Here is a 19,069-nt window from a genome sequence, read left to right as displayed (position 1 = left end):
GTGACCAGCGTCGAACTCGATGCCATCGATCTGAAAATATTGCGCGAATTGCAGCGTGACGGCCGCATGACAAATGTAGAGCTTGCTGAACGGGTCGGCATTTCAGCGCCGCCGTGTCTCAGGCGCGTGCGTAAGCTGGAAGAGGCCGGTGTCATCGAAGGCTATCACGCCATGTTGAACGCGCCCAAGCTTGGCTTTGATCTCGTTGCCTTCTGCATGGTCGGTCTCAAGCGCCAATCGGACAGCAATCTCAAAGCCTTCGCTGCTGCAACGGGCGGATGGTCGCTGGTGCGGCAGGCGTGGATGGTCTCAGGCGAAAGCGATTTTTTGCTGCACTGCGTGGCAAAAAACCTGACGGAGTTCCAGGATTTCGTCATTGAGGTTCTGACTGCCGACGAGAATGTCGATACGGTGCGCACCATGCTGACGATCCGTCAGGTCAAACGCGTTGGACTTGTCGAAGTCTAATATCTGTAGCGCGCAGGCGACTGCGCGCTTTTTCAGTTCTGCCGTAGCTTGTCGTAGAGCGCGCCTAGCCGTTCCGATTCGTTTTCCAGCGGGAAGGCGGTGCGGACATGATGGAGTCCGGCATGTGCGTGTTGCCGCGTTTTGTCCGGATCGGCGAGATAGCTTCTGATCGCATCACGCAGCGAATCGTAGTCGCCAGCCTTAACGACCATGCCCGTCTCTCCCTCAGCGATCATTTCCGCGTAAGCGCCTGCATCGCTGGCGACGACGGCGACATCGGATGCCATGGCTTCCAATGGCGTGAGGCCAAAACCTTCGTTGCGGGAAGGGGCAACATAGAGCGACAGTCGTCTGTACCAGGGTTTGATGTCATCCACTTCCCCCTGAAAGATGATGCGTTGTGTGAGGCCGGCGGCTTCTGTATCGGACTTCAGGGAGTCACCGAAGGCCTTATGTTCGGGCGTGACCCGGCCGGAGACCACCGCGGTCCATTCGGGATAGTCGGGCAGTAGCTCGATCATGGCGCGAACGAAAAGATCAGTGCCCTTCTGGTGACGGACACGCCCAAAACAACCGACCAGATATCGACCCGGAAGGCCAGTTGCCGCTATCGTGTCCTCGTCCGTTTTGCCGGGATGAAACAGCGTCGTATCAACGCCATGCATGATGACCTGATGCGGGACTTCCAGAAACGATCCGGAACGACCGCTGGTCGCCACGACCGCATCCATTTTCGAAATCAGCCAGCGGGTGTAGCCGGAGTGACGTCTTTGTGCGGCGGAGGTGAAGAGAAGCTTGACCTTCATACGCAGCACGTCGCGCATGATGATGCCCGGCAACATTTCGATGTTGCGTCGTGCATGCCATATGCGAGGTCCGCCGAGCGGACCGGCCAGCCAAAGCCGCCAAAGATCGCGGAAGCGTACCCATGGCAAATGTGCAGGCAGGCCCGGGCCGATAGCTGCCACCTTTTGTCCCATCCGGTTCTGGGCCGGAATAAGCTGAACAATGGTGGACGTTACGCCCGAAAGTCTTTTTTTAAAATTCGGCGCAAGCACCTGCACATCTTTGAGATCGACCCGAGACAAATTTAACGTTCCGTCTGTTCCGCTAAAACACATTCCGCTCGAATGACGTCACCCGAGCGGAACAGAGATGCAAGATTTCAAAGCAGATGCGGCATGTCTACGCGTCCTATGGAACACGTGACGCCTGGCGGCAGTCAGCCCCACTGTACGGCGAGGATCTCGTATCCTCTTGCGCCGCCCGGTGCGTTAACTTCGATGCTGTCGCCGACTTCCTTGCCAATCAGGGCGCGGGCGATGGGCGAAGAAATGGAGATGCGGCCAGCCTTCACGTCGGCTTCTTGGTCGCCAACGATTTGGTAGGTCTTTTCTTCGTCGCTATCCTCATCGACAAGCTTCACAGTGGCGCCAAACTTGATCTTGGAGCCGGACATCTTGGACAGATCGATGACTTCCGCACGGGCGGTCAGATCTTCCAGTTCGGTGATGCGGCCTTCATTGTGGCTCTGGGCTTCCTTGGCGGCGTGGTATTCGGCGTTTTCCGAAAGGTCGCCGTGGGCGCGCGCTTCCGAAATTGCCTCGATGATGCGCGGACGCTCCTCCTGCTGGCGCCAACGCAGCTCTTCCTGCAACTTGACGAATCCACCCTGAGTCATCGGTACTTTTTCTACCATTTCTTATTCCTTCGCATTCGAGCCGCGGTATTCGCAGACACAAAAAGAAACAGGTTCCGAAGCAGAGCTCCGGAACCGTGTCAAAATCAGAATTAAACCGACTATATCAGAAGACGACAGCGAAATGCCAGAAAATTAAACTTCCCGATAATCGCTATGAAATTCAGTCTCTTATGCAGTTTAGTTGACTTTCGTCATCGGAACATATAGAGAACATTGCATGAGAAAGTCAATCAAAGAGCGGCTTGCCATTCTTTCGGACGCAGCGAAGTACGATGCGTCTTGTGCGTCCAGTGGCACCACGAAACGAAACTCTTCCGCAAGCGGCGGTCTTGGCTCTACAGAAGGTTCGGGCATCTGCCACGCTTATGCGCCAGATGGTCGATGCATCTCCCTGTTGAAAATCCTGCTGACCAATTTCTGTATCTACGATTGCGCCTATTGCATCAATCGCTCCTCAAGCAATGTCGAGCGGGCACGCTTTACCGTCGAGGAGGTCGTCTGGTTGACGCTGGAGTTCTATCGGCGAAACTACATCGAGGGCCTTTTTTTATCCTCCGGCATCATTCGCTCGTCTGACCATACGATGGAAGAACTGGTGCGTGTCGCACGCGAATTGAGAGTAACGCATGGATTTCGCGGCTACATCCATCTGAAATCCATTCCGGAAGCGTCTGCGCATCTCGTGGAAGAAGCCGGACTCTACGCCGACCGTCTGTCGATCAATATCGAGCTTCCCACCGATAGCGGTATCGGCAAATTCGCGCCGGAGAAACATCCCAACAATATCCGACGGTCGATGGCCGATATTCGCCTCAAGATCGAAGAGGCGGGTGAGCCGACGCTGAAAAGCAAGCGTGTCAAAAAGTTTGCTCCCGCAGGGCAAAGCACGCAGATGATCGTTGGCGCCGATGGTGCGGATGACGGCACCATTCTTTCAACAAGTGCGCGACTCTATGGCAGCTATGGTTTGCGACGCGTCTATTATTCAGCCTTCAGCCCGATCCCTGATTCATCGAAAAATCTGCCGTTGATCAAGCCGCCACTGATGCGGGAGCACAGGCTGTATCAGGCCGATTGGCTTTACCGGTTTTACGGCTTCGATATTGGAGAAATTATCTCCACACAAAAGAATGGGATGCTGGACCTCGACATCGACCCGAAGCTCGCTTGGGCGCTCGGCAATCGGCAGTCGTTTCCGGTGGATGTGAACAAGGCGGATCGAGAGCTTTTGCTGCGGGTTCCGGGATTTGGCGTCAAGACCGTCAATTCAATCCTGTCATCCCGGAGATTTCGCCGGCTGCGGCTCGAGGATATCGGTCGCTTTGGCGCTTCCTTGAAAAAGGTGAAGGCGTTTGTGGTGGCAGATGGCTGGGTGCCGGGAAAACTGACGGAACGCCCTGATCTGCGTGCCATGTTCGCGCCGCAGCCGGAACAATTGTCGTTGCTGTAATGTACAGGATCGTGCTGGAGGGACGGGGAGATTTTGCCGAGTGGCGCAATGCCGCGCGCGCCTGTCTTCTGGCCGGTATTTCACCAGACCAGATAGACTGGCGATGTCGTGACGATGGCGCGGATTTGTTTGGTTTTGACGAGGGCTCCGTTTTCCCCGCAGCAACAGGTTCCGCGTCTTTCAGTGTTCCCTCTGCATTCCTGCCGCTTGCCGAGGCCGTCATCTGTCACAGTGATCGTGCCCGGTTTGCTCTGCTCTATCGTTTGTTGTGGCGGTTGCGTGAAGATCGGGCACTTCTGCAATTCAAATCCGACGCGGATGTCGTTGACGCCCGGCACATGGAAAAATCCGTCCGTCGCGACAGTCACAAGATGACGGCCTTTGTCCGTTTCAAGGAAGTGCCCCTGGCTGAAGAGGAGGTCGGTCGGCGGCGGTTTATCGCATGGTTTGAGCCGGATCACTTCATTGTGGAGCGCAAGGCCGATTTTTTCCAACGGCGGTTCACAGACATGGATTGGCTGATTGCAACCCCGAAGGGATCTGCCCGATGGGATGGAGAGACGTTGAAGACGTCGCGGGAGGCGGCAGAAAAACCCGATCTATCCGATGAAGCGGATGAACTCTGGCGGACCTATTACGCCAATATTTTCAATCCGGCCCGATTGAAGATCAAGGCTATGACGGCGGAGATGCCAAAGAAATATTGGAAAAACCTGCCTGAGGCAGCGCTAATTCCGGATCTGATCCTCGGTGCGGAGGCACGTGTTCTGGAGATGGCGGCGAAAGCCGCGAGCGAACCCCAACCATTCCATCACCGGCTCCAGACGGCACGAACAAACATGCCCGCACCAGAATTGCCCGATGCCAACAGCCTCGGGGGATTGAGGGATAAGGCGCAGGGCTGCACGCTTTGTCCGATCCATTGCAAAGCCACGCAAACTGTCTTTGGCGAGGGACCGGCTGATGCCGACGTAATGATCGTCGGTGAGCAGCCGGGCGATCACGAAGATCTGGCTGGCAGGCCTTTTGTGGGCCCGGCAGGAAAGGTATTTGACCAGACGCTCGCGGTTGTCGGAATGGACCGTTCGAAACTTTATGTCACCAATGCCGTCAAGCACTTCAAATATGAAAGCCGTGGCAAAAAGCGTATTCACCAGCGTCCGGATGCGGGAGAAGTGCAGCGATGCAGGTGGTGGCTGACGCGGGAAATCGACCTCATTCAGCCGAAACTGATTGTCGCAATGGGCGCCACTGCGGTTTTCGCTCTGACTGGAATGAAAGAAAAACTATCAGATTTGCGCGGCAAGCCTATACCGATGGATGGTGGCAGAATGCTGTTCATCACCGTGCATCCATCCTATCTGCTTCGCATTCCAGAAAGCGCGAAGCGCAACGAAGAACTACAAAGATTTCAAGATGATATGACAAGCATCAGGCGGCTGGTTGATACCGGCATTGTCGCCTGATTGTTCTGTGCTGTTTCACTTCGTCACTCTTCGATGTGTGCCTTGGCGTAGATCTTTTTGGCAATCGCGGCAAGAAGCAACAATGTCACCGATGCCAGTAGGCAGCAGGCCGCGAAACCAAGGGAAAAGCCGTTTCGGGCAATATCCAACCAGGCTTGCTGACCAGTCACGCCCATTGCCTTTGCGGTCTCCACCGCACCCGCGAGCGTGGATGAGACCGCAGTGGCCTGATCTTCGCTCAGGCTCGACAGATCGGTGTTGCTCAGGGACATACGATAAATAACGGTGCCGAGGCTGCCGAGCAGCGCCACCCCCAAGGCACCGCCGAATTCCGCACTGGTTTCGGAGATTGCTGATGCGGAACCCGCCCGTTCAGGTGGGGCGGTTCCGACGATAAGCCCTGTTGTGGTGAGAATGACCGGGACGAAACCAAGTCCGATCAGCGTACTGGCGCCAAGAATGCCGTAGATCGACTGGCTATATGCGGCAATGGCCATGACCGCTGTGCCCAAGGCGTTGATGACAAGACCGATCAGCACGGTCTTGACTGCACCAAGCCTATTGGTGAACCGGTAGGCTTGCAGCGACATGATGGTGAAAACCAGCGCAGAGGGCAGTGACCAGATGGCTGCGGAAAGTGGTGTCAGATCGAGGACAAGCTGCAAATAGAGATTTTGGTAGAGAAAGACGCCGAAAACGAAAAAAACGCCAGCGAGATTAACGACCAGAGAGGCGTTGAAAGCCGGAATGCGAAAGAGCTGCAGGTCTATCAGCGGATGCTCAAGCCGTTTTTGCCGCCGCAGGAAGACGGCGCCGAAGCAGAGGCCAATCACGATGGCGAGCAACTGATCTGCTTGAAACCCATAAGCTGCCATATGTTTGAAGCCGTAAATGACCGGCAGAACCGTTGCGAGTGAGAGAACGACGCTCAGGAGGTCGATCGATGCACCCTCGCTGTTCTTGTATTCCGGCAACAGGAACGGGGCGACGGCGAGAAGCGCCAGCATGATCGGAATATTGATAAGGAATACAGCTCCCCAGTGAAAATATTGCAGCAGGAAGCCGCCAATCAGCGGGCCGATCACGCCGCCGAGCGCGAAGGCGGTGCCCCAGATGCCTATGGCACGGTTGCGTTCGGCCTCACTCCTGAACATGTTGACGATGAGCGAGAGTGTGGAAGGCGCAATCGTCGCGCCGGCGATACCGAGAAGTGCCCGCGAAATGATGAGCTGCTGAGATGTGGAAGAAAACGCGGCGAGTGCAGATGCGATGCCAAAGGCAAAGGCGCCGATCAACAGGACGCGACGGCGCCCGATACGGTCACCCAGCGTGCCCATGGTCACGAGAAACCCTGCGACCATGAAGCCGTAGATGTCGTTGATCCACAGAAGCTCCGAAGCGGATGGGTCGAGATCAGCGACGATTGCTGGGATCGCAAGAAACAGCACCGACAGATCCATCGAATAGATCAGGCAGGCGATAGACAACACAAAGAGACCGATCCATTCGCGCCTGCCTGCCAGCTCTTCTTCCGGTGTCGCTTCCATCCTCTGGCCTTCCCGTGCACATGAAGAGTTCATTGAAACTGCGAAAACGAGCAAACGTCAAAATAGATGCCTGATCGACAATGGCATTGGTCGAGGCACCGGTGATTTGGTGCGCTTTATATTGTTATCGCTGCAGGACAACCTCTTCCAATCGGTCGAAGTTCTGCTCGTTGGCAGCAGCGATAAACTTTTTGATTTCCAGATTTTCATCTGTTGCGTCAAACAGCATTCGCCAGTTCAGCAATGTGCCGTCTTCCTGTTCCGTAAAGTCGATTTCCATCGTGTAAACGTGCATCGGCTCGTGATGCAGGAAGACGATGCGTGCCGGTGCCGTGATCTCCTGAAACGTGGAAGTGTTGTGAAAATCGGTGCCATTGGACGCCGTCATGGTGATCTGCCACGTGCCTCCGGGCCTGAAATCGAAGGCGCCAATTGTGTTGGTGAAGCCATGCGGGCCCCACCATTGCGCCAACAGTTCGGGCTCCGAGAAAGCCCGGAACAGCGTTTCGCGATCGACGTCAAACAGCCGCTCGTTCAGAACTTCCATTTTGTCCGTCATATACGCCTCCATCCACCAGGGCTTCCATTGTTTTGCCGAGCCGATCGGCAAACTCTGGACAAAACAAAACCGGCCAACATTGCTGCTGGCCGGTTTCTTATATCACAGTCGCTCAGAAGTAGCTCTGCAGCGGCTTCACTTCCAGATTGCCGGCCTTGAGAGCCTTGATCGCCAGTGCGGCGGCTTCGGCGCCAGCCATGGTGGTGTAGTAGGGCACCTTCTGCATCAGCGTGGCGCGACGCAGCGACTTGGAGTCGGAGATCGCCTTGTTGCTGTCGGTGGTGTTGATGACGAGCTGAACCTGACGGTTACGGATGGCGTCCTCGATATGCGGACGGCCTTCCTGCACCTTGTTGATCTTCTCGGCATTGATGCCCTGCTCGGCGAGGAAGCGTTGCGTGCCGCCGGTCGCTAGAACCTTGAAGCCGATTTCAACCAGAATGCGGATAGCCGGCAGAACGCGTTCCTTGTCCTCGTCGCGCACCGATACGAACACTGCACCAGAACGTGGCAGGTCGACGCCTGCACCGAGCTGGCTCTTCGCGAATGCCAGTGCGAAGTCGGTGTCGAGACCGATAACTTCACCCGTGGAGCGCATTTCCGGTCCAAGCAGGATATCGACGCCGGGGAAGCGCGCGAACGGGAATACGGCCTCCTTGACGGCAATATGCTTCAGGTCGCGCGGATCTGGCTTTTCGCCATAAGCAGCAATCGCCGGATCGAGCTTTTCACCAGCCATGACGCGGGCGGCGATCTTGGCGATCGGTGCGCCGATAGTCTTGGCGACGAAAGGCACCGTACGCGAGGCGCGCGGGTTGACTTCCAGAACGTAGATCGTGCCGTCCTTGATGGCGTACTGAACGTTCATCAGGCCGCCGACATTCAATGCCTTGGCAAGAGCCGTCGTCTGGCGCTCCAGTTCGTCGACAATCTCCTTCGACAGAGAGCGAACCGGAAGCGAGCAGGCGGAGTCACCGGAATGGATGCCGGCTTCTTCGATGTGCTCCATGATGCCGGATACGAAGACGCTTTCGCCATCGCACAGTGCATCGACGTCAACTTCGACAGCGTTCGTCAGGTAGCTATCGAACAGCAGCGGGTTCTTGCCAAGCAGGGTGTTGATCTGGCCGGTCTTGTCGTTCGGGTAGCGCTGCTTGATGTCTTCCGGAACGAGGCCCGGAACCGTATCCAGCAGGTAGGTCTGGAGCTGGCCTTCCGAATGAATGATCTGCATGGCGCGACCGCCCAGAACGTAGGATGGGCGAACCACCAGCGGGAAGCCGATTTCGGAAGCAACGAGGCGAGCCTGCTCAACCGAGTAGGCAATACCATTGTTCGGCTGGGCGAGGTCCAGCTTCATCAGCAACTTCTGGAAGCGGTCGCGGTCTTCGGCGAGGTCGATCATGTCAGGCGCGGTGCCGAGGATCGGGATACCGTTCTTCTCGAGTGCCTCGGCCAGTTTCAGTGGCGTCTGGCCACCGAACTGAACGATCACGCCAACAAGTTCACCCTTTTCCTGCTCGGCGCGCATGATTTCGATGACGTCTTCCGCAGTCAGCGGCTCGAAATACAGGCGGTCGGAGGTGTCGTAGTCGGTCGAGACCGTTTCCGGGTTGCAGTTGATCATGATGGCTTCGAAGCCTGCGTCCTTCAGGGCGAAGGCAGCATGGCAGCAGCAATAGTCGAACTCGATGCCTTGGCCGATACGGTTCGGACCACCACCGAGGATCACGACCTTCTTGCGATCCGAAACCTGAGCTTCCGAGCGCAACGCGCCAACGAACGGCGTTTCGTAGGTCGAATACATGTAGGCGGTCGGCGAGGCAAACTCGGCAGCGCAGGTGTCGATGCGCTTGAAGACCGGGCGGACGTTCAGGCTGTTGCGCAGTTCGGCAACTTCCTTCGGGCGCTTGCTGGTCAGGCTTGCCAGGCGGGCATCGGAGAAGCCCATGGCCTTCAGCATACGCAGGTTTTCTGCGTCGGTCGGCAGGCCATGTTCGCGAATACGCGCTTCCGTGTCGACGATCGCCTTGAACTGGGCGATGAACCACGGATCGATCTTGGAGTTCTCGTGCACTTCCTCTTCGGTCATGCCCATGCGCAGTGCCTGAGCGACCATGCGCAGGCGATCCGGGGTCGGTGTGCCGATGGCCGCGCGAATGGCGTTCTTGGAGCCTTCGCCTTCTTCGTAGCCGGGGATTTCGATCTCATCGAGACCGGTCAGACCGGTTTCCATACCGCGCAGTGCCTTCTGCAGCGATTCTGCGAAGGTACGGCCGATGGCCATGACTTCACCGACCGACTTCATGGCGGTGGTCAGGATCGGAGAGGCGCCAGGGAACTTCTCGAAGGCGAAACGCGGGATCTTGGTGACCACGTAGTCGATGGACGGTTCGAACGAAGCGGGGGTTGCACCACCGGTGATGTCGTTTTCGAGTTCGTCCAGCGTGTAGCCAATGGCCAGCTTCGCAGCGATCTTGGCAATCGGGAAGCCGGTTGCCTTGGAGGCCAGAGCCGAGGAGCGCGACACGCGCGGGTTCATTTCGATGACGACCAGACGGCCGTCCTTCGGGTTGACGGCGAACTGGACGTTCGATCCGCCGGTTTCAACGCCGATCTCGCGCAGCACCGCAATCGAGGCGTTACGCATGATCTGGTATTCCTTGTCCGTCAAAGTGAGGGCAGGAGCTACCGTGATGGAGTCGCCGGTGTGGACGCCCATCGGGTCGATGTTTTCGATCGAGCAGATGATGATGCAGTTGTCCGCCTTGTCGCGGACCACTTCCATTTCATATTCCTTCCAGCCGAGAACCGATTCTTCGACCAGAACTTCGGTGGTGGGCGATGCGTCGAGACCGCCGGAAACGATGTCGAAGAATTCCGAGCGGTTGTAGGCAATGCCGCCGCCGGTGCCGCCAAGCGTGAAGGACGGGCGGATAATGGCCGGCAGACCGACGTGATCGATGGCCTGAGCTGCAATTGCCATGGCGTGGGCCATGTAACGCTGCTTGCGATCGGTTTCGCCGAGGTTCCACTGGTTTTCAAGATCGTCCAGCGCCTTGTCCAGGTCCGTGCCGGAAAGCTTGGCTTTCAGTTCCGAACGGGCTGCTTCATGCTTTTTGCGGTCGGCGTCCTTGATCTCGGTGGCATTGGCCAGCATCGAGCGCGGGGTTTCAAGGCCAATTCTCGCCATGGCTTCGCGGAACAGAGCGCGGTCTTCAGCCATATCGATGGCTTCCGGCTTGGCGCCGATCATTTCGACGTTGTAGCGGTCGAGAACGCCCATGCGCTTCAGAGAGAGGGCAGTGTTGAGAGCCGTCTGGCCGCCCATCGTTGGCAGAAGCGCGTCCGGGCGCTCCTTGGCAATGATCTTCGCCACGACTTCCGGTGTGATCGGCTCGACATAGGTTGCGTCAGCAAGACCCGGGTCGGTCATGATCGTTGCCGGGTTGGAGTTGACGAGGATGACGCGGTAGCCTTCCTCCTTCAGAGCCTTACAGGCCTGCGTGCCGGAATAGTCGAATTCACATGCCTGACCGATAACAATCGGTCCAGCGCCGATGATAAGAATGGACTTGATATCTTGGCGCTTCGGCATGGGCTCTCGTTCCGTTTTTTTGTTGCGCAAAAATCGGCCATGGTGAGATTTCACCGGCCGGGCGCGCAACTTCAAATGTTTTCAGGCTAGAAGCGGCTTATAGGCAAATGTTTTTGAGAACGGAACCCCATAAATTCCGGAATCGACAGAAACTCTTAATATATCGGTACACGGTCTGCGTAGCGCGCCAGCGCTTGGGCGCTGTAGGGCCGACTGACGGGTATTTCCGAACCGTCCCGGGTCACGATGAAAAGGCGTCCGGCCTGTTTTTTCAGCGACATCACATCCGCATCTGAAATCCAGTGAGATCGGTGAACCTGCAATCCCTTCGCATTGCCCACTTCGCGCAGCGCATCTGCAAAATGCAGAAGAACGAGTTGATGCCCGCGCGTGGTTACAACATCCGTATAGTGATCCTGGACTGACAACCGTAGCAATTCGGCTCTATTTTGCGCATCATGCAGAGTGTATATCTCGGTGGCATCGTGGTGGCGGGGGCTTTCACATTCGTCCCGGGGCGTATCATGCAAGCTGCCGTTTTTGGATCCGGTCCCGTGGATTTCATGTCCTTGCTTCCTGTCGTCATCATCTTCGCGTTTTTCTGTTTTGCCGTCTGGTACCAGCGTCCCCACGCGATCTGACGCAAGACACCGTCTCCTCTGCTGTCTTCGGGAACAAGATGCGTTATAGTATCGTTGTTCAGCGGTTATTGAGGCGGTCTTTCGCCGGGAGAAAAGCATGGAATGGAGAGGGCGCCGCCAGTCAGACAATATTGAAGACAGGCGCGGAATGTCGGCTGGGTCGGGTTCATCGGGTGGCGATCCGTTTGGGCGAGGTGGATTGCGCGTGCCGGTTGGCCGGCGCGGTGGCGGTATCGGGATCGGCGGTATTCTGCTTATTCTGCTGATAAGCTGGGTGCTTGGCATCAACCCGCTGACGCTGCTTTCAGGCGGTGATGTTTCTCTTGATGGCGGCAGTACGACGCAACAGACCGGTACGCGGCCGCAGGGCCAGTCGTCCGATGACACGACCGCGTTCGTTCGGACGGTTCTTGCCGAAACCGAGGACACCTGGAGCGGTATTTTCCAGTCTGCCGGTGAAACCTACGAGAAGCCAACACTGGTGCTCTTTTCCGGGCAGGTGTCGTCGGCTTGCGGTTATGCATCGGCAGCAAGCGGGCCATTCTATTGCCCGACGGACCGCAAGGTCTATCTCGACACCAGTTTCTTCAAGGAACTCGATCAGCGTTTCGGAGCGTCCGGCGACTTTGCGCAGGCGTATGTGATTGCCCATGAGGTTGGTCACCATGTGCAAAACCTGACCGGCGTGTTGCCGGAATTCAATCGTCGCCGTCAGTCGATGAGCCAGGTCGATGCCAACCGCATGTCGGTCCGCGTTGAACTTCAGGCGGACTGCTACGCGGGTATCTGGGGTAAGTTCACCGAGCAGAAGGGCATTCTGGAGACCGGCGATCTGGAAGAGGCGCTCAATGCCGCTCACCAGATCGGTGACGACACGTTGCAGAAGCAGACGCAGGGTTATGTGGTACCGGACAGCTTCAACCACGGTACATCGGCCCAACGCGCGGAATGGTTCAAGCGTGGTTTCCAGAACGGTCGTGTCGAGGATTGTGATACATTCTCGGCCGATATCTGACCAAGATACAGAAAGGGGCCATTCGGCCCCTTTTCTTTACCGGATCAACAGCGCCACAGCGTACATGCCGAGTGCGAAGATGGTGTGGGCAACCAGGTTCAGGAAACGGACCTTGTTAGGATTGGGTGTTTTCGAGGCTGCCCAGCCGATGCCAAGGCCGGGCTGCAGCAGGAACCAGCCAGCGCCGACGGTTATGATGCCAACGATCCAGGGCAGGAGGAAAGTCGGGTTCGCGAACCACGACGCCGGAACCACGAGCGCCAGAATGATGCCGTAGAGGATGCCGACGGCGTAGTGTGAAATCCAGCCGAGCGTCAGCTCGTGATCGTAAGGCGCGGCATTGGCGATGCTGTCATGGAAGACTCTGCCTTTCGGCACATGCCAGAACCAGCGGCCGACGGGTGCCCAGTTTGGTGCCGGCTGGCCGAAAAAGCGGTGCAGGACAATCGCCCAGATGTCCATGAAGACGGTTCCGCCAATCCCCATCAACACGCCGCGCCACAACACTTCAAACATGCGTTTCCTCCATCAAAATCTACCATCTCCTGTCTACAGGAGAGTCTTGGGGCAGAAGAGAGTTTTCCCGACACAGTTGAAATAAAAATGGCCGGATCGCTCCGGCCATTCCTTTGTCTCATGCGTCTTTTTTACGCTGCGCGCCCATAGCTGGAGGCGGAGCCGTAACGTTCGGCTTCCAGCTTGAACTGTGCCAGCAGCTCATTGAGGGCGGCCGCTTCTGTGGCCAGGCCGTGGCTTGCCGCCGTCTGCTCTTCGACCATGGCGGCATTCTGCTGCGTGCCCTGGTCGATGGTGTTGATGGCGGTATTGATTTCCTGAAGACCTGTCGACTGTTCGCGCGAGGCGGTAACGATCGCGTTGATGTGCCGGTTGATTTCCTGCACTTCGCGGACGATCGTTTCCAAGGCCTTTCCAGCGTTGCCGACCAGGTCGACACCAGACTGGACCTGCGATGTCGATGTGTTGATCAGCGTCTTGATTTCCTTCGCCGCATTGGCGGAACGCTGCGCAAGTTCGCGGACTTCCTGAGCCACGACAGCGAAGCCTTTGCCGGCCTCGCCAGCGCGTGCGGCTTCAACGCCGGCATTCAGAGCCAGAAGGTTGGTCTGGAAGGCGATATCGTCGATCACGCCAATGATCTTGGAGATTTCCGACGACGAGCTTTCGATGCCTTCCATGGCCCGAACAGCATCGCCGACGATCACGCCGGATTGTTCGGCATTGTTGCGGGTGCGCTCGACCAGACGGCCAACTTCCTCTGCACGGTGTGCGGAATCCTTGACTGTGGTGGTGATTTCTTCCAGTGCCGCAGCGGTTTCTTCAACAGAGGCAGCCTGCTGTTCGGTGCGCCGCGCCAGATCGTCGGCCGACTGGCGGATCTCAGTGGCACCGGCATCAATGGCGCGGGCATTCTGGCCGACAGTGATCAGCGCCGCGTTCAGCTTGGCGACGGAGTTGTTGAAGTCGCTGCGCAAACGGTCGATACGCGTTACGAATGGCGTCTGGATGCGGTAATTCAGGTCGCCTTCTGACAGATGAGCAAGGCCTGTTGCCAGGGCATCGACTGCGAATTGAATGTCCTGTGCGTCCTTGGCCGCCAGTCTTTCGCGCTCGTTGCGTTCCTGTTCGGAGAGATTGCGGGTGTGCTCGGCATTGTCCTCAAGGCGCAGGCGCTCAAGGGCATTGGAGCGGAACACCGCAACTGCGGCTGCCATGGAGCCGATCTGATCGGTGCGTTCCTGACCGGGAATGGCAGCGTCGAGGTTGCCGGCTGCCAGACCTTCCATCGCTGCCGTCATCTGCGTGACCGGACGGATGACGATCCTGCTGAGCAGGGTGGCCAGCAGGCCGATCATGACGACGACGGCCAGGATCGTTGCGACAGTGGCAGCAATGCGGAACTGTCCAATCGCGCTGTAGGCAAGATCGGAGTCGACAACGAAGCCAAGATACCATTCGACAGACGGCAGACCAGCGACAGGAATGAAGCTGGTGATCTTGCCCTTGCCGTCAATATCGGTTTCCGAGATTGCCGAAGAAATTGCCGGTGTATTGACCTTGAAGAGATCGGTCATCGGCTTGCCGACGAATTTCGCATCCGGGTGGATCAGGATTTTGCCATCCTTGCTGACGAGGAAGGCATAACCATCCGTGCCGGCGTCGACTGACTTGATCATCGTGACGAGCGTGTCGAGCGAGAAGTCGCTGCCGGTCACGCCTGCAAGCGTACCGTTGATGTTCACGGGCACCGCCGCGGTAATGATGAGACCGCCGGTCGAGGCGTCGGCGTATGGTTCGGTCAGTACCGGCTTGCCAGCCTTTACCGCATCCGAGTACCAGGGGCGCTTGCGCGGGTCGTAATCAGCCGGCAGCGGCTGTGCAGGCCATGTGGTGAACTTGCCGCTCGATGCGTCACCGAAGTAGGTGGACATGAACTGGCCGGTCAGTACATCGTTTTGCAGGAACTGTACCTTGGCGCCATCGTCGGTCAGCTTGCCAAGTGTCTTGGCGACCGTGTCGGTCAGCATGATGCGACCATTCAGCCAGTTGGCAATGCTTTGTGAGGCCTGCTTTCCGGAGGATTCAATGTTCTCGGCTACGGAATTGGTCGTGACCTTGCGCTGCAAGCTATCGATGTAGGCCGAAAAACCCACAAAAGCGGCGACGACAAGAAGGGACGCGGCAAGCAGAATGCGCGTCATCAGATTGGATTTTTTCGACAAGCTACACGTCCTTGGGGGCGAATGCGCACGTAAGGGCGCCTCTGGAAACGTTGGGGAAACATGCCTGGAAGGCAGGGGCGCTCTGCGTCATGCAGCCGAGCTTGATACGCGTTCAAGCGGTAATCGAACTGATAATGTAAATTAGTAAAATTCAGTTAAATTTGATTTTTTCCAAGTTTACGTCCGAATAGATCAAGTTTTTTGCTGTTTTGCATAAATTTTAATCGTGGATTGGTGCGCTTGCGCGCAGGAAGCGAATATTTTATTCATCAAGCTTTGATCGTCTCCGGAAATATGGCGACGGCTACCAGTCGGGTGAATTTAAATGTCTTCGTCGGTTATGACAGAGTCCGTTCGTTCTGGAACGGGTTCGTGGTTCTCGCATTTTCGGGCTACGCTAGCGCTGGGCATTCCGCTCATCGGTGCGCAGCTCGCACAGCTTGGCATCCATACGACCGACATGGTGATCGTCGGTCAGCTCGGTGCGGAAAAGCTGGCGGCCATGGTGCTTGCCGGGCAGTTCTATTTTGTTGTCTTCATTTTCGGTTCCGGCTTCTCCGTGGCCGTCGTGCCGATGGTGGCCCAGGCCTACGGGCAGGGCGATGCGACGGCTGCGCGCCGGTCGCTGCGCATGGGGATGTGGGTGGCTATCGCCTACTGGTTCCTGTCCTTGCCGATCTTTTTCAATGCCGAGCGGATTTTGATCGCCCTCGGCCAGAACCCTGCTGTGGCGGCCCTGACGGGACATTATCTCGCCATCGCGCAATTTGCGCTTCTGCCGGCCCTGCTTTTTTATGTTCTGCGCGGGCTCGTCAGCGCGATCGGCCGGGCGGGTATCATTCTCTATGTCACCATCATCATGCTGGTGATAAACGGCGTGTTTGCCTACGCGCTGGTTCTTGGCCATTTCGGTCTTCCGGCACTTGGCATGAACGGGGCTGCCGTCGTTGCCGTCATCGTCAACGCTTTCAGTTTTATCTTTATCGTCGGTTACGTGCAGACGCGTGACGAAACGCGGCAATACGAACTGTTTGTCCGCTTCTGGAGGCCGGACTGGCACGCTTTGTGGGAAGTGCTGCGTCTCGGGCTGCCCATCAGCATCACCATCCTTGCCGAGGTGACGCTGTTTGCTGCGGCTTCGATCCTCATGGGGCAAATCGGCACTGTCGAACTGGCTGCCCACGGCATCGCGCTTCAACTGGCGTCCATCGCCTTCATGATCCCGCTTGGTCTGTCTCAGGCGGCGACGGTCAGGGTCGGGATTGCACGTGGCCAGCGGGATTATACCGCTCTGGTGCGGGCGGCGGTGACTGTTTATGTCATTGCCTGTGCGATTGCATTGTGCGGCGGTATCCTGTTTGCAATGGCTCCGCAGTTCCTCGCGCAGTGGTTCCTCGACGCGAAATTGCCAGAAGCGCCTGAGGTGCTTGCTTATGCCAGCGGGCTTGTGGTGATTGCCGGTGTGTTTCAGCTTGTGGACGGTATTCAGGCGGTTGCCGCCGGTCTCCTTAGGGGACTGAAGGATGCCCGTATTCCGGCAATGCTGGCACTGGTTTCCTATTGGCCAATCGGGCTGGCGCTGGCCTGGACCATGGCCTTTCCATTCGGGCTCGGCGGGCGCGGCATCTGGTTCGGCTTTCTGATCGGCCTATCGACCGCCGCCATTCTGCTGACGATCCGTTTTGTCATTCTGGTAAAGCATGAAATGAAAACGGCCCGCTAAAAGCGGGCCGTTTCTAATTTCCTGATTTGATCGATCCGGATCAACGCTCTGCGAGTGCCGGTTCGCCCTTCTTCTCACGCAGCAGGTTGACGAAGCGACGGAACAGGTAGTGGCTGTCCTGCGGGCCGGGCGAAGCTTCCGGGTGATGCTGAACCGAGAAGACCGGCTTGCCAACGATGCGCAGGCCACAATTGGTGCCGTCGAACAGGGAGATGTGGGTCTCTTCAATGCCATCAGGCAGAGATTTCGTGTCGACCGCAAAGCCGTGGTTCATGGAAACGATCTCCACCTTGCCGGTGGTGAAGTCCTTGACCGGGTGGTTCGCGCCGTGGTGACCCTGATGCATCTTCTCGGTCTTGGCGCCAACGGCGAGGCCGAGCATCTGGTGGCCGAGGCAGATACCGAAGATCGGCAATTCGCTTTTGATGAGGTTCTGGATGACCGGAACGGCATATTCGCCGGTTGCGGCCGGGTCGCCAGGGCCGTTGGAGAGGAATACGCCATCCGGCTTCAGAGCCAGAATGTCTTCTGCCGAGGTCTGTGCCGGAACAACCGTGACCTTGCAATCAAGACCGGCGAAGAGGCGCAGGATGTTGCGCTTCACACCGAAATCGACGCAGACGACGTGATACTTGGCGTCGGCGTCGCCGAGCGTGCCGTAACCCTGGTTCCAGACCCATGGGGTTTCCGTCCAAGTGGATGACTGGCCGGAGGTTGCTTCGATCGCGAGGTCGAGGCCAACAAGACCGCTCCAGGCCTTCGCTTCAGCCTTCAAGGCTTCGATATCGAAAACGCCGTTCGGGTCATGGGCGATGACTGCGTTCGGTGCGCCGTGCTCACGAATCCAGGCTGTCAGGGCGCGCGTATCGATGCCGCAAAGGCCGATGACGCCGCGTGCCTTCAGCCATGCATCGAGATGCTTGACGGCGCGGAAGTTGGAAGGATCAGTGATGTCAGCTTTGAAGATCACGCCAACTGCGCCGCGACGAGCGGCTGGCGTCAGGTCTTCAATGTCTTCTTCGTTGGTACCGACATTACCGATATGCGGGAAGGTGAAGGTAACGATCTGGCCGAGGTAAGAAGGATCTGTAAGAATTTCTTCGTAGCCTGTCAGAGCCGTGTTGAAGCAGACTTCAGCCTGCACCTTGCCGGTTGCGCCGATACCGGTTCCCTCGATCACTGTGCCATCGGCAAGAACAAGCATTGCGGTTGGTTTGCGGGTAGTCCAGGGAGCTGTCTCGGTCATCTCGTTCCGTTTCTGCCGCTTCGCACCCCGCCTCTTGAAAGGCAGGGGGTAAGTGGCCATTTTTGGTCGCAGGCAAGGGCGCGCGAAAACCTCGCGTTTCAACCCTTCGTTAAAATCTCGTGCAGGTGCCGGAAAATAACGAAAGGAGCCCACGCGGTCAACCGTAGGCTCACGATTCACGCGGATTTAAACCCTCGTGTTTTCAAGGTCTTACGCAATTGATTTGCCGGGCCTTGTTTGCTCGTTTATGTCGTTCCAAAAAATAAGGCGGAAAGTTCGTGCGCCACACGGCGCAAAATATGCTTTCCCAAGGAGAAGAAGAAATGATGCGCGACGTGTTCGCAAATGCTTTGAAGGACGCTCTGAAGGCGCGTGATTCCAGACGTACGTCTACCGTGCGACTGATCCAGGCCGCCATCAAGGATCGTGATATCGCCAATCGCGGCGTGGGCAAGGACCCTGTCAGCGATGACGAAATCATGCAAATCCTGACCAAGATGGTCAAGCAGCGCGAAGAATCGGCCAATATCTATGACGGTGCCGGTCGCGCCGAACTGGCCGCGCAGGAGCGCGAAGAGATCGTCATCATCAAGGAATTCATGCCGGAGGAAATTCCGGCGGAGAAGGTCCGTGAACTCTGCCAGGCTGTTATCGCCGAGACGGGTGCTGCTGGTCTGCGCGACATGGGCAAATGCATGAATGCGCTCAAGGAGCGTTACCCTGGGCAGATCGACTTTGCGAAGGCTTCCGGCGTCGTGAAGGACCTTTTGAAGTAACGTTACTTCAAGCTCAAAAAATAAAGGCAGGGCAGATGTGGGCTGCCCTGCCTTTTTTCTGCTGGCGCTCTGCGCTCCGGCGGATAAAGAGCACTGTCTGTCGCAGGTAATTTTTCGGGGGACGTACCTGCTTCGCC

15 protein-coding genes are annotated in these 19,069 nt (G+C 57.2%); 6 read left to right on the top strand and 9 right to left on the bottom strand.

The window, feature by feature from the left end; genetic code table 11:
• Positions 1-468 (top strand): Lrp/AsnC family transcriptional regulator, encoded by a 468-nt coding sequence (locus FY156_11810; GenBank protein ID UXS02097.1) that lies wholly within the window; start codon positions 1-3, stop codon positions 466-468.
• Between the two features lie 32 nt (positions 469-500).
• Here the strand turns inward: FY156_11810 and FY156_11805 are convergent, their stop codons facing one another.
• Both FY156_11805 and greA read right to left on the bottom strand, forming a co-directional pair.
• On the bottom strand, positions 501-1,556 hold the full coding sequence (locus FY156_11805; GenBank protein ID UXS02096.1) for a glycosyltransferase family 4 protein: 1,056 nt from the start codon (positions 1,554-1,556) through the stop codon (positions 501-503).
• Between the two features lie 134 nt (positions 1,557-1,690).
• Positions 1,691-2,167 carry a transcription elongation factor GreA gene (gene greA, locus FY156_11800; GenBank protein UXS02095.1) on the bottom strand — a complete coding sequence of 159 codons (477 nt, stop codon included), beginning with the start codon at positions 2,165-2,167 and terminating at the stop codon, positions 1,691-1,693.
• Between the two features lie 220 nt (positions 2,168-2,387).
• On the opposite strand from greA, the gene FY156_11795 reads away from it, so the two are divergent.
• Both FY156_11795 and FY156_11790 read left to right on the top strand, forming a co-directional pair.
• Complete coding sequence (locus FY156_11795) at positions 2,388-3,620, top strand: putative DNA modification/repair radical SAM protein (GenBank protein UXS02094.1); 1,233 nt, start codon at positions 2,388-2,390, stop codon at positions 3,618-3,620.
• A complete protein-coding gene (locus tag FY156_11790; protein ID UXS02093.1) occupies positions 3,620-5,086 on the top strand; it encodes a UdgX family uracil-DNA binding protein in 1,467 nt (488 codons plus the stop codon). Before FY156_11795 ends, FY156_11790 begins: the two co-directional genes overlap by 1 nt.
• Positions 5,087-5,109: 23 nt before the next feature.
• Here FY156_11790 and FY156_11785 read toward each other — a convergent pair whose 3' ends face one another.
• The 4 genes from FY156_11785 to FY156_11770 form a co-directional block, all read right to left on the bottom strand.
• Positions 5,110-6,633: an MFS transporter gene (locus FY156_11785; GenBank protein ID UXS02092.1), complete on the bottom strand. Its 1,524-nt coding sequence runs from the start codon at positions 6,631-6,633 to the stop codon at positions 5,110-5,112.
• A gap of 124 nt (positions 6,634-6,757) precedes the next feature.
• On the bottom strand, positions 6,758-7,192 hold the full coding sequence (locus FY156_11780; GenBank protein UXS02091.1) for an ATPase: 435 nt from the start codon (positions 7,190-7,192) through the stop codon (positions 6,758-6,760).
• 112 nt (positions 7,193-7,304) lie between these two features.
• Positions 7,305-10,790, bottom strand: coding sequence for a carbamoyl-phosphate synthase large subunit (gene carB, locus FY156_11775; GenBank protein UXS02090.1), 3,486 nt, complete (start codon positions 10,788-10,790; stop codon positions 7,305-7,307).
• Between the two features lie 155 nt (positions 10,791-10,945).
• Positions 10,946-11,530 (bottom strand): LytTR family transcriptional regulator, encoded by a 585-nt coding sequence (locus tag FY156_11770; protein UXS02089.1) that lies wholly within the window; start codon positions 11,528-11,530, stop codon positions 10,946-10,948.
• Here FY156_11770 and FY156_11765 point away from each other — a divergent pair.
• Positions 11,529-12,446: a zinc metallopeptidase gene (locus FY156_11765; GenBank protein UXS02088.1), complete on the top strand. Its 918-nt coding sequence runs from the start codon at positions 11,529-11,531 to the stop codon at positions 12,444-12,446. The genes FY156_11770 and FY156_11765 overlap by 2 nt on opposite strands.
• Positions 12,447-12,482: 36 nt before the next feature.
• On the opposite strand, the gene FY156_11760 is transcribed toward FY156_11765, so the two are convergent.
• Positions 12,483-12,962, bottom strand: a complete 480-nt coding sequence (locus FY156_11760; GenBank protein ID UXS02087.1) for a DUF2938 domain-containing protein — start codon at positions 12,960-12,962, stop codon at positions 12,483-12,485.
• A gap of 131 nt (positions 12,963-13,093) precedes the next feature.
• Positions 13,094-15,166: a HAMP domain-containing protein gene (locus FY156_11755; protein UXS03127.1), complete on the bottom strand. Its 2,073-nt coding sequence runs from the start codon at positions 15,164-15,166 to the stop codon at positions 13,094-13,096.
• 346 nt (positions 15,167-15,512) lie between these two features.
• On the opposite strand from FY156_11755, the gene FY156_11750 reads away from it, so the two are divergent.
• Complete coding sequence (locus tag FY156_11750; protein UXS02086.1) at positions 15,513-16,910, top strand: MATE family efflux transporter; 1,398 nt, start codon at positions 15,513-15,515, stop codon at positions 16,908-16,910.
• 40 nt (positions 16,911-16,950) lie between these two features.
• Here FY156_11750 and carA read toward each other — a convergent pair whose 3' ends face one another.
• Positions 16,951-18,156: a glutamine-hydrolyzing carbamoyl-phosphate synthase small subunit gene (gene carA, locus FY156_11745; GenBank protein UXS02085.1), complete on the bottom strand. Its 1,206-nt coding sequence runs from the start codon at positions 18,154-18,156 to the stop codon at positions 16,951-16,953.
• A gap of 323 nt (positions 18,157-18,479) precedes the next feature.
• On the opposite strand from carA, the gene FY156_11740 reads away from it, so the two are divergent.
• Positions 18,480-18,932, top strand: a complete 453-nt coding sequence (locus FY156_11740) for a GatB/YqeY domain-containing protein (GenBank protein ID UXS02084.1) — start codon at positions 18,480-18,482, stop codon at positions 18,930-18,932.
• Positions 18,933-19,069 lie beyond the last annotated feature (137 nt).

The sequence above is a fragment of the Agrobacterium tumefaciens genome (assembly GCA_025559845.1).
In the GTDB taxonomy this organism is placed as follows: domain Bacteria; phylum Pseudomonadota; class Alphaproteobacteria; order Rhizobiales; family Rhizobiaceae; genus Agrobacterium.
The sequence above is the reverse complement of the archived record's forward strand: the minus strand, read 5'-3'. Positions and strand labels throughout refer to the sequence as shown.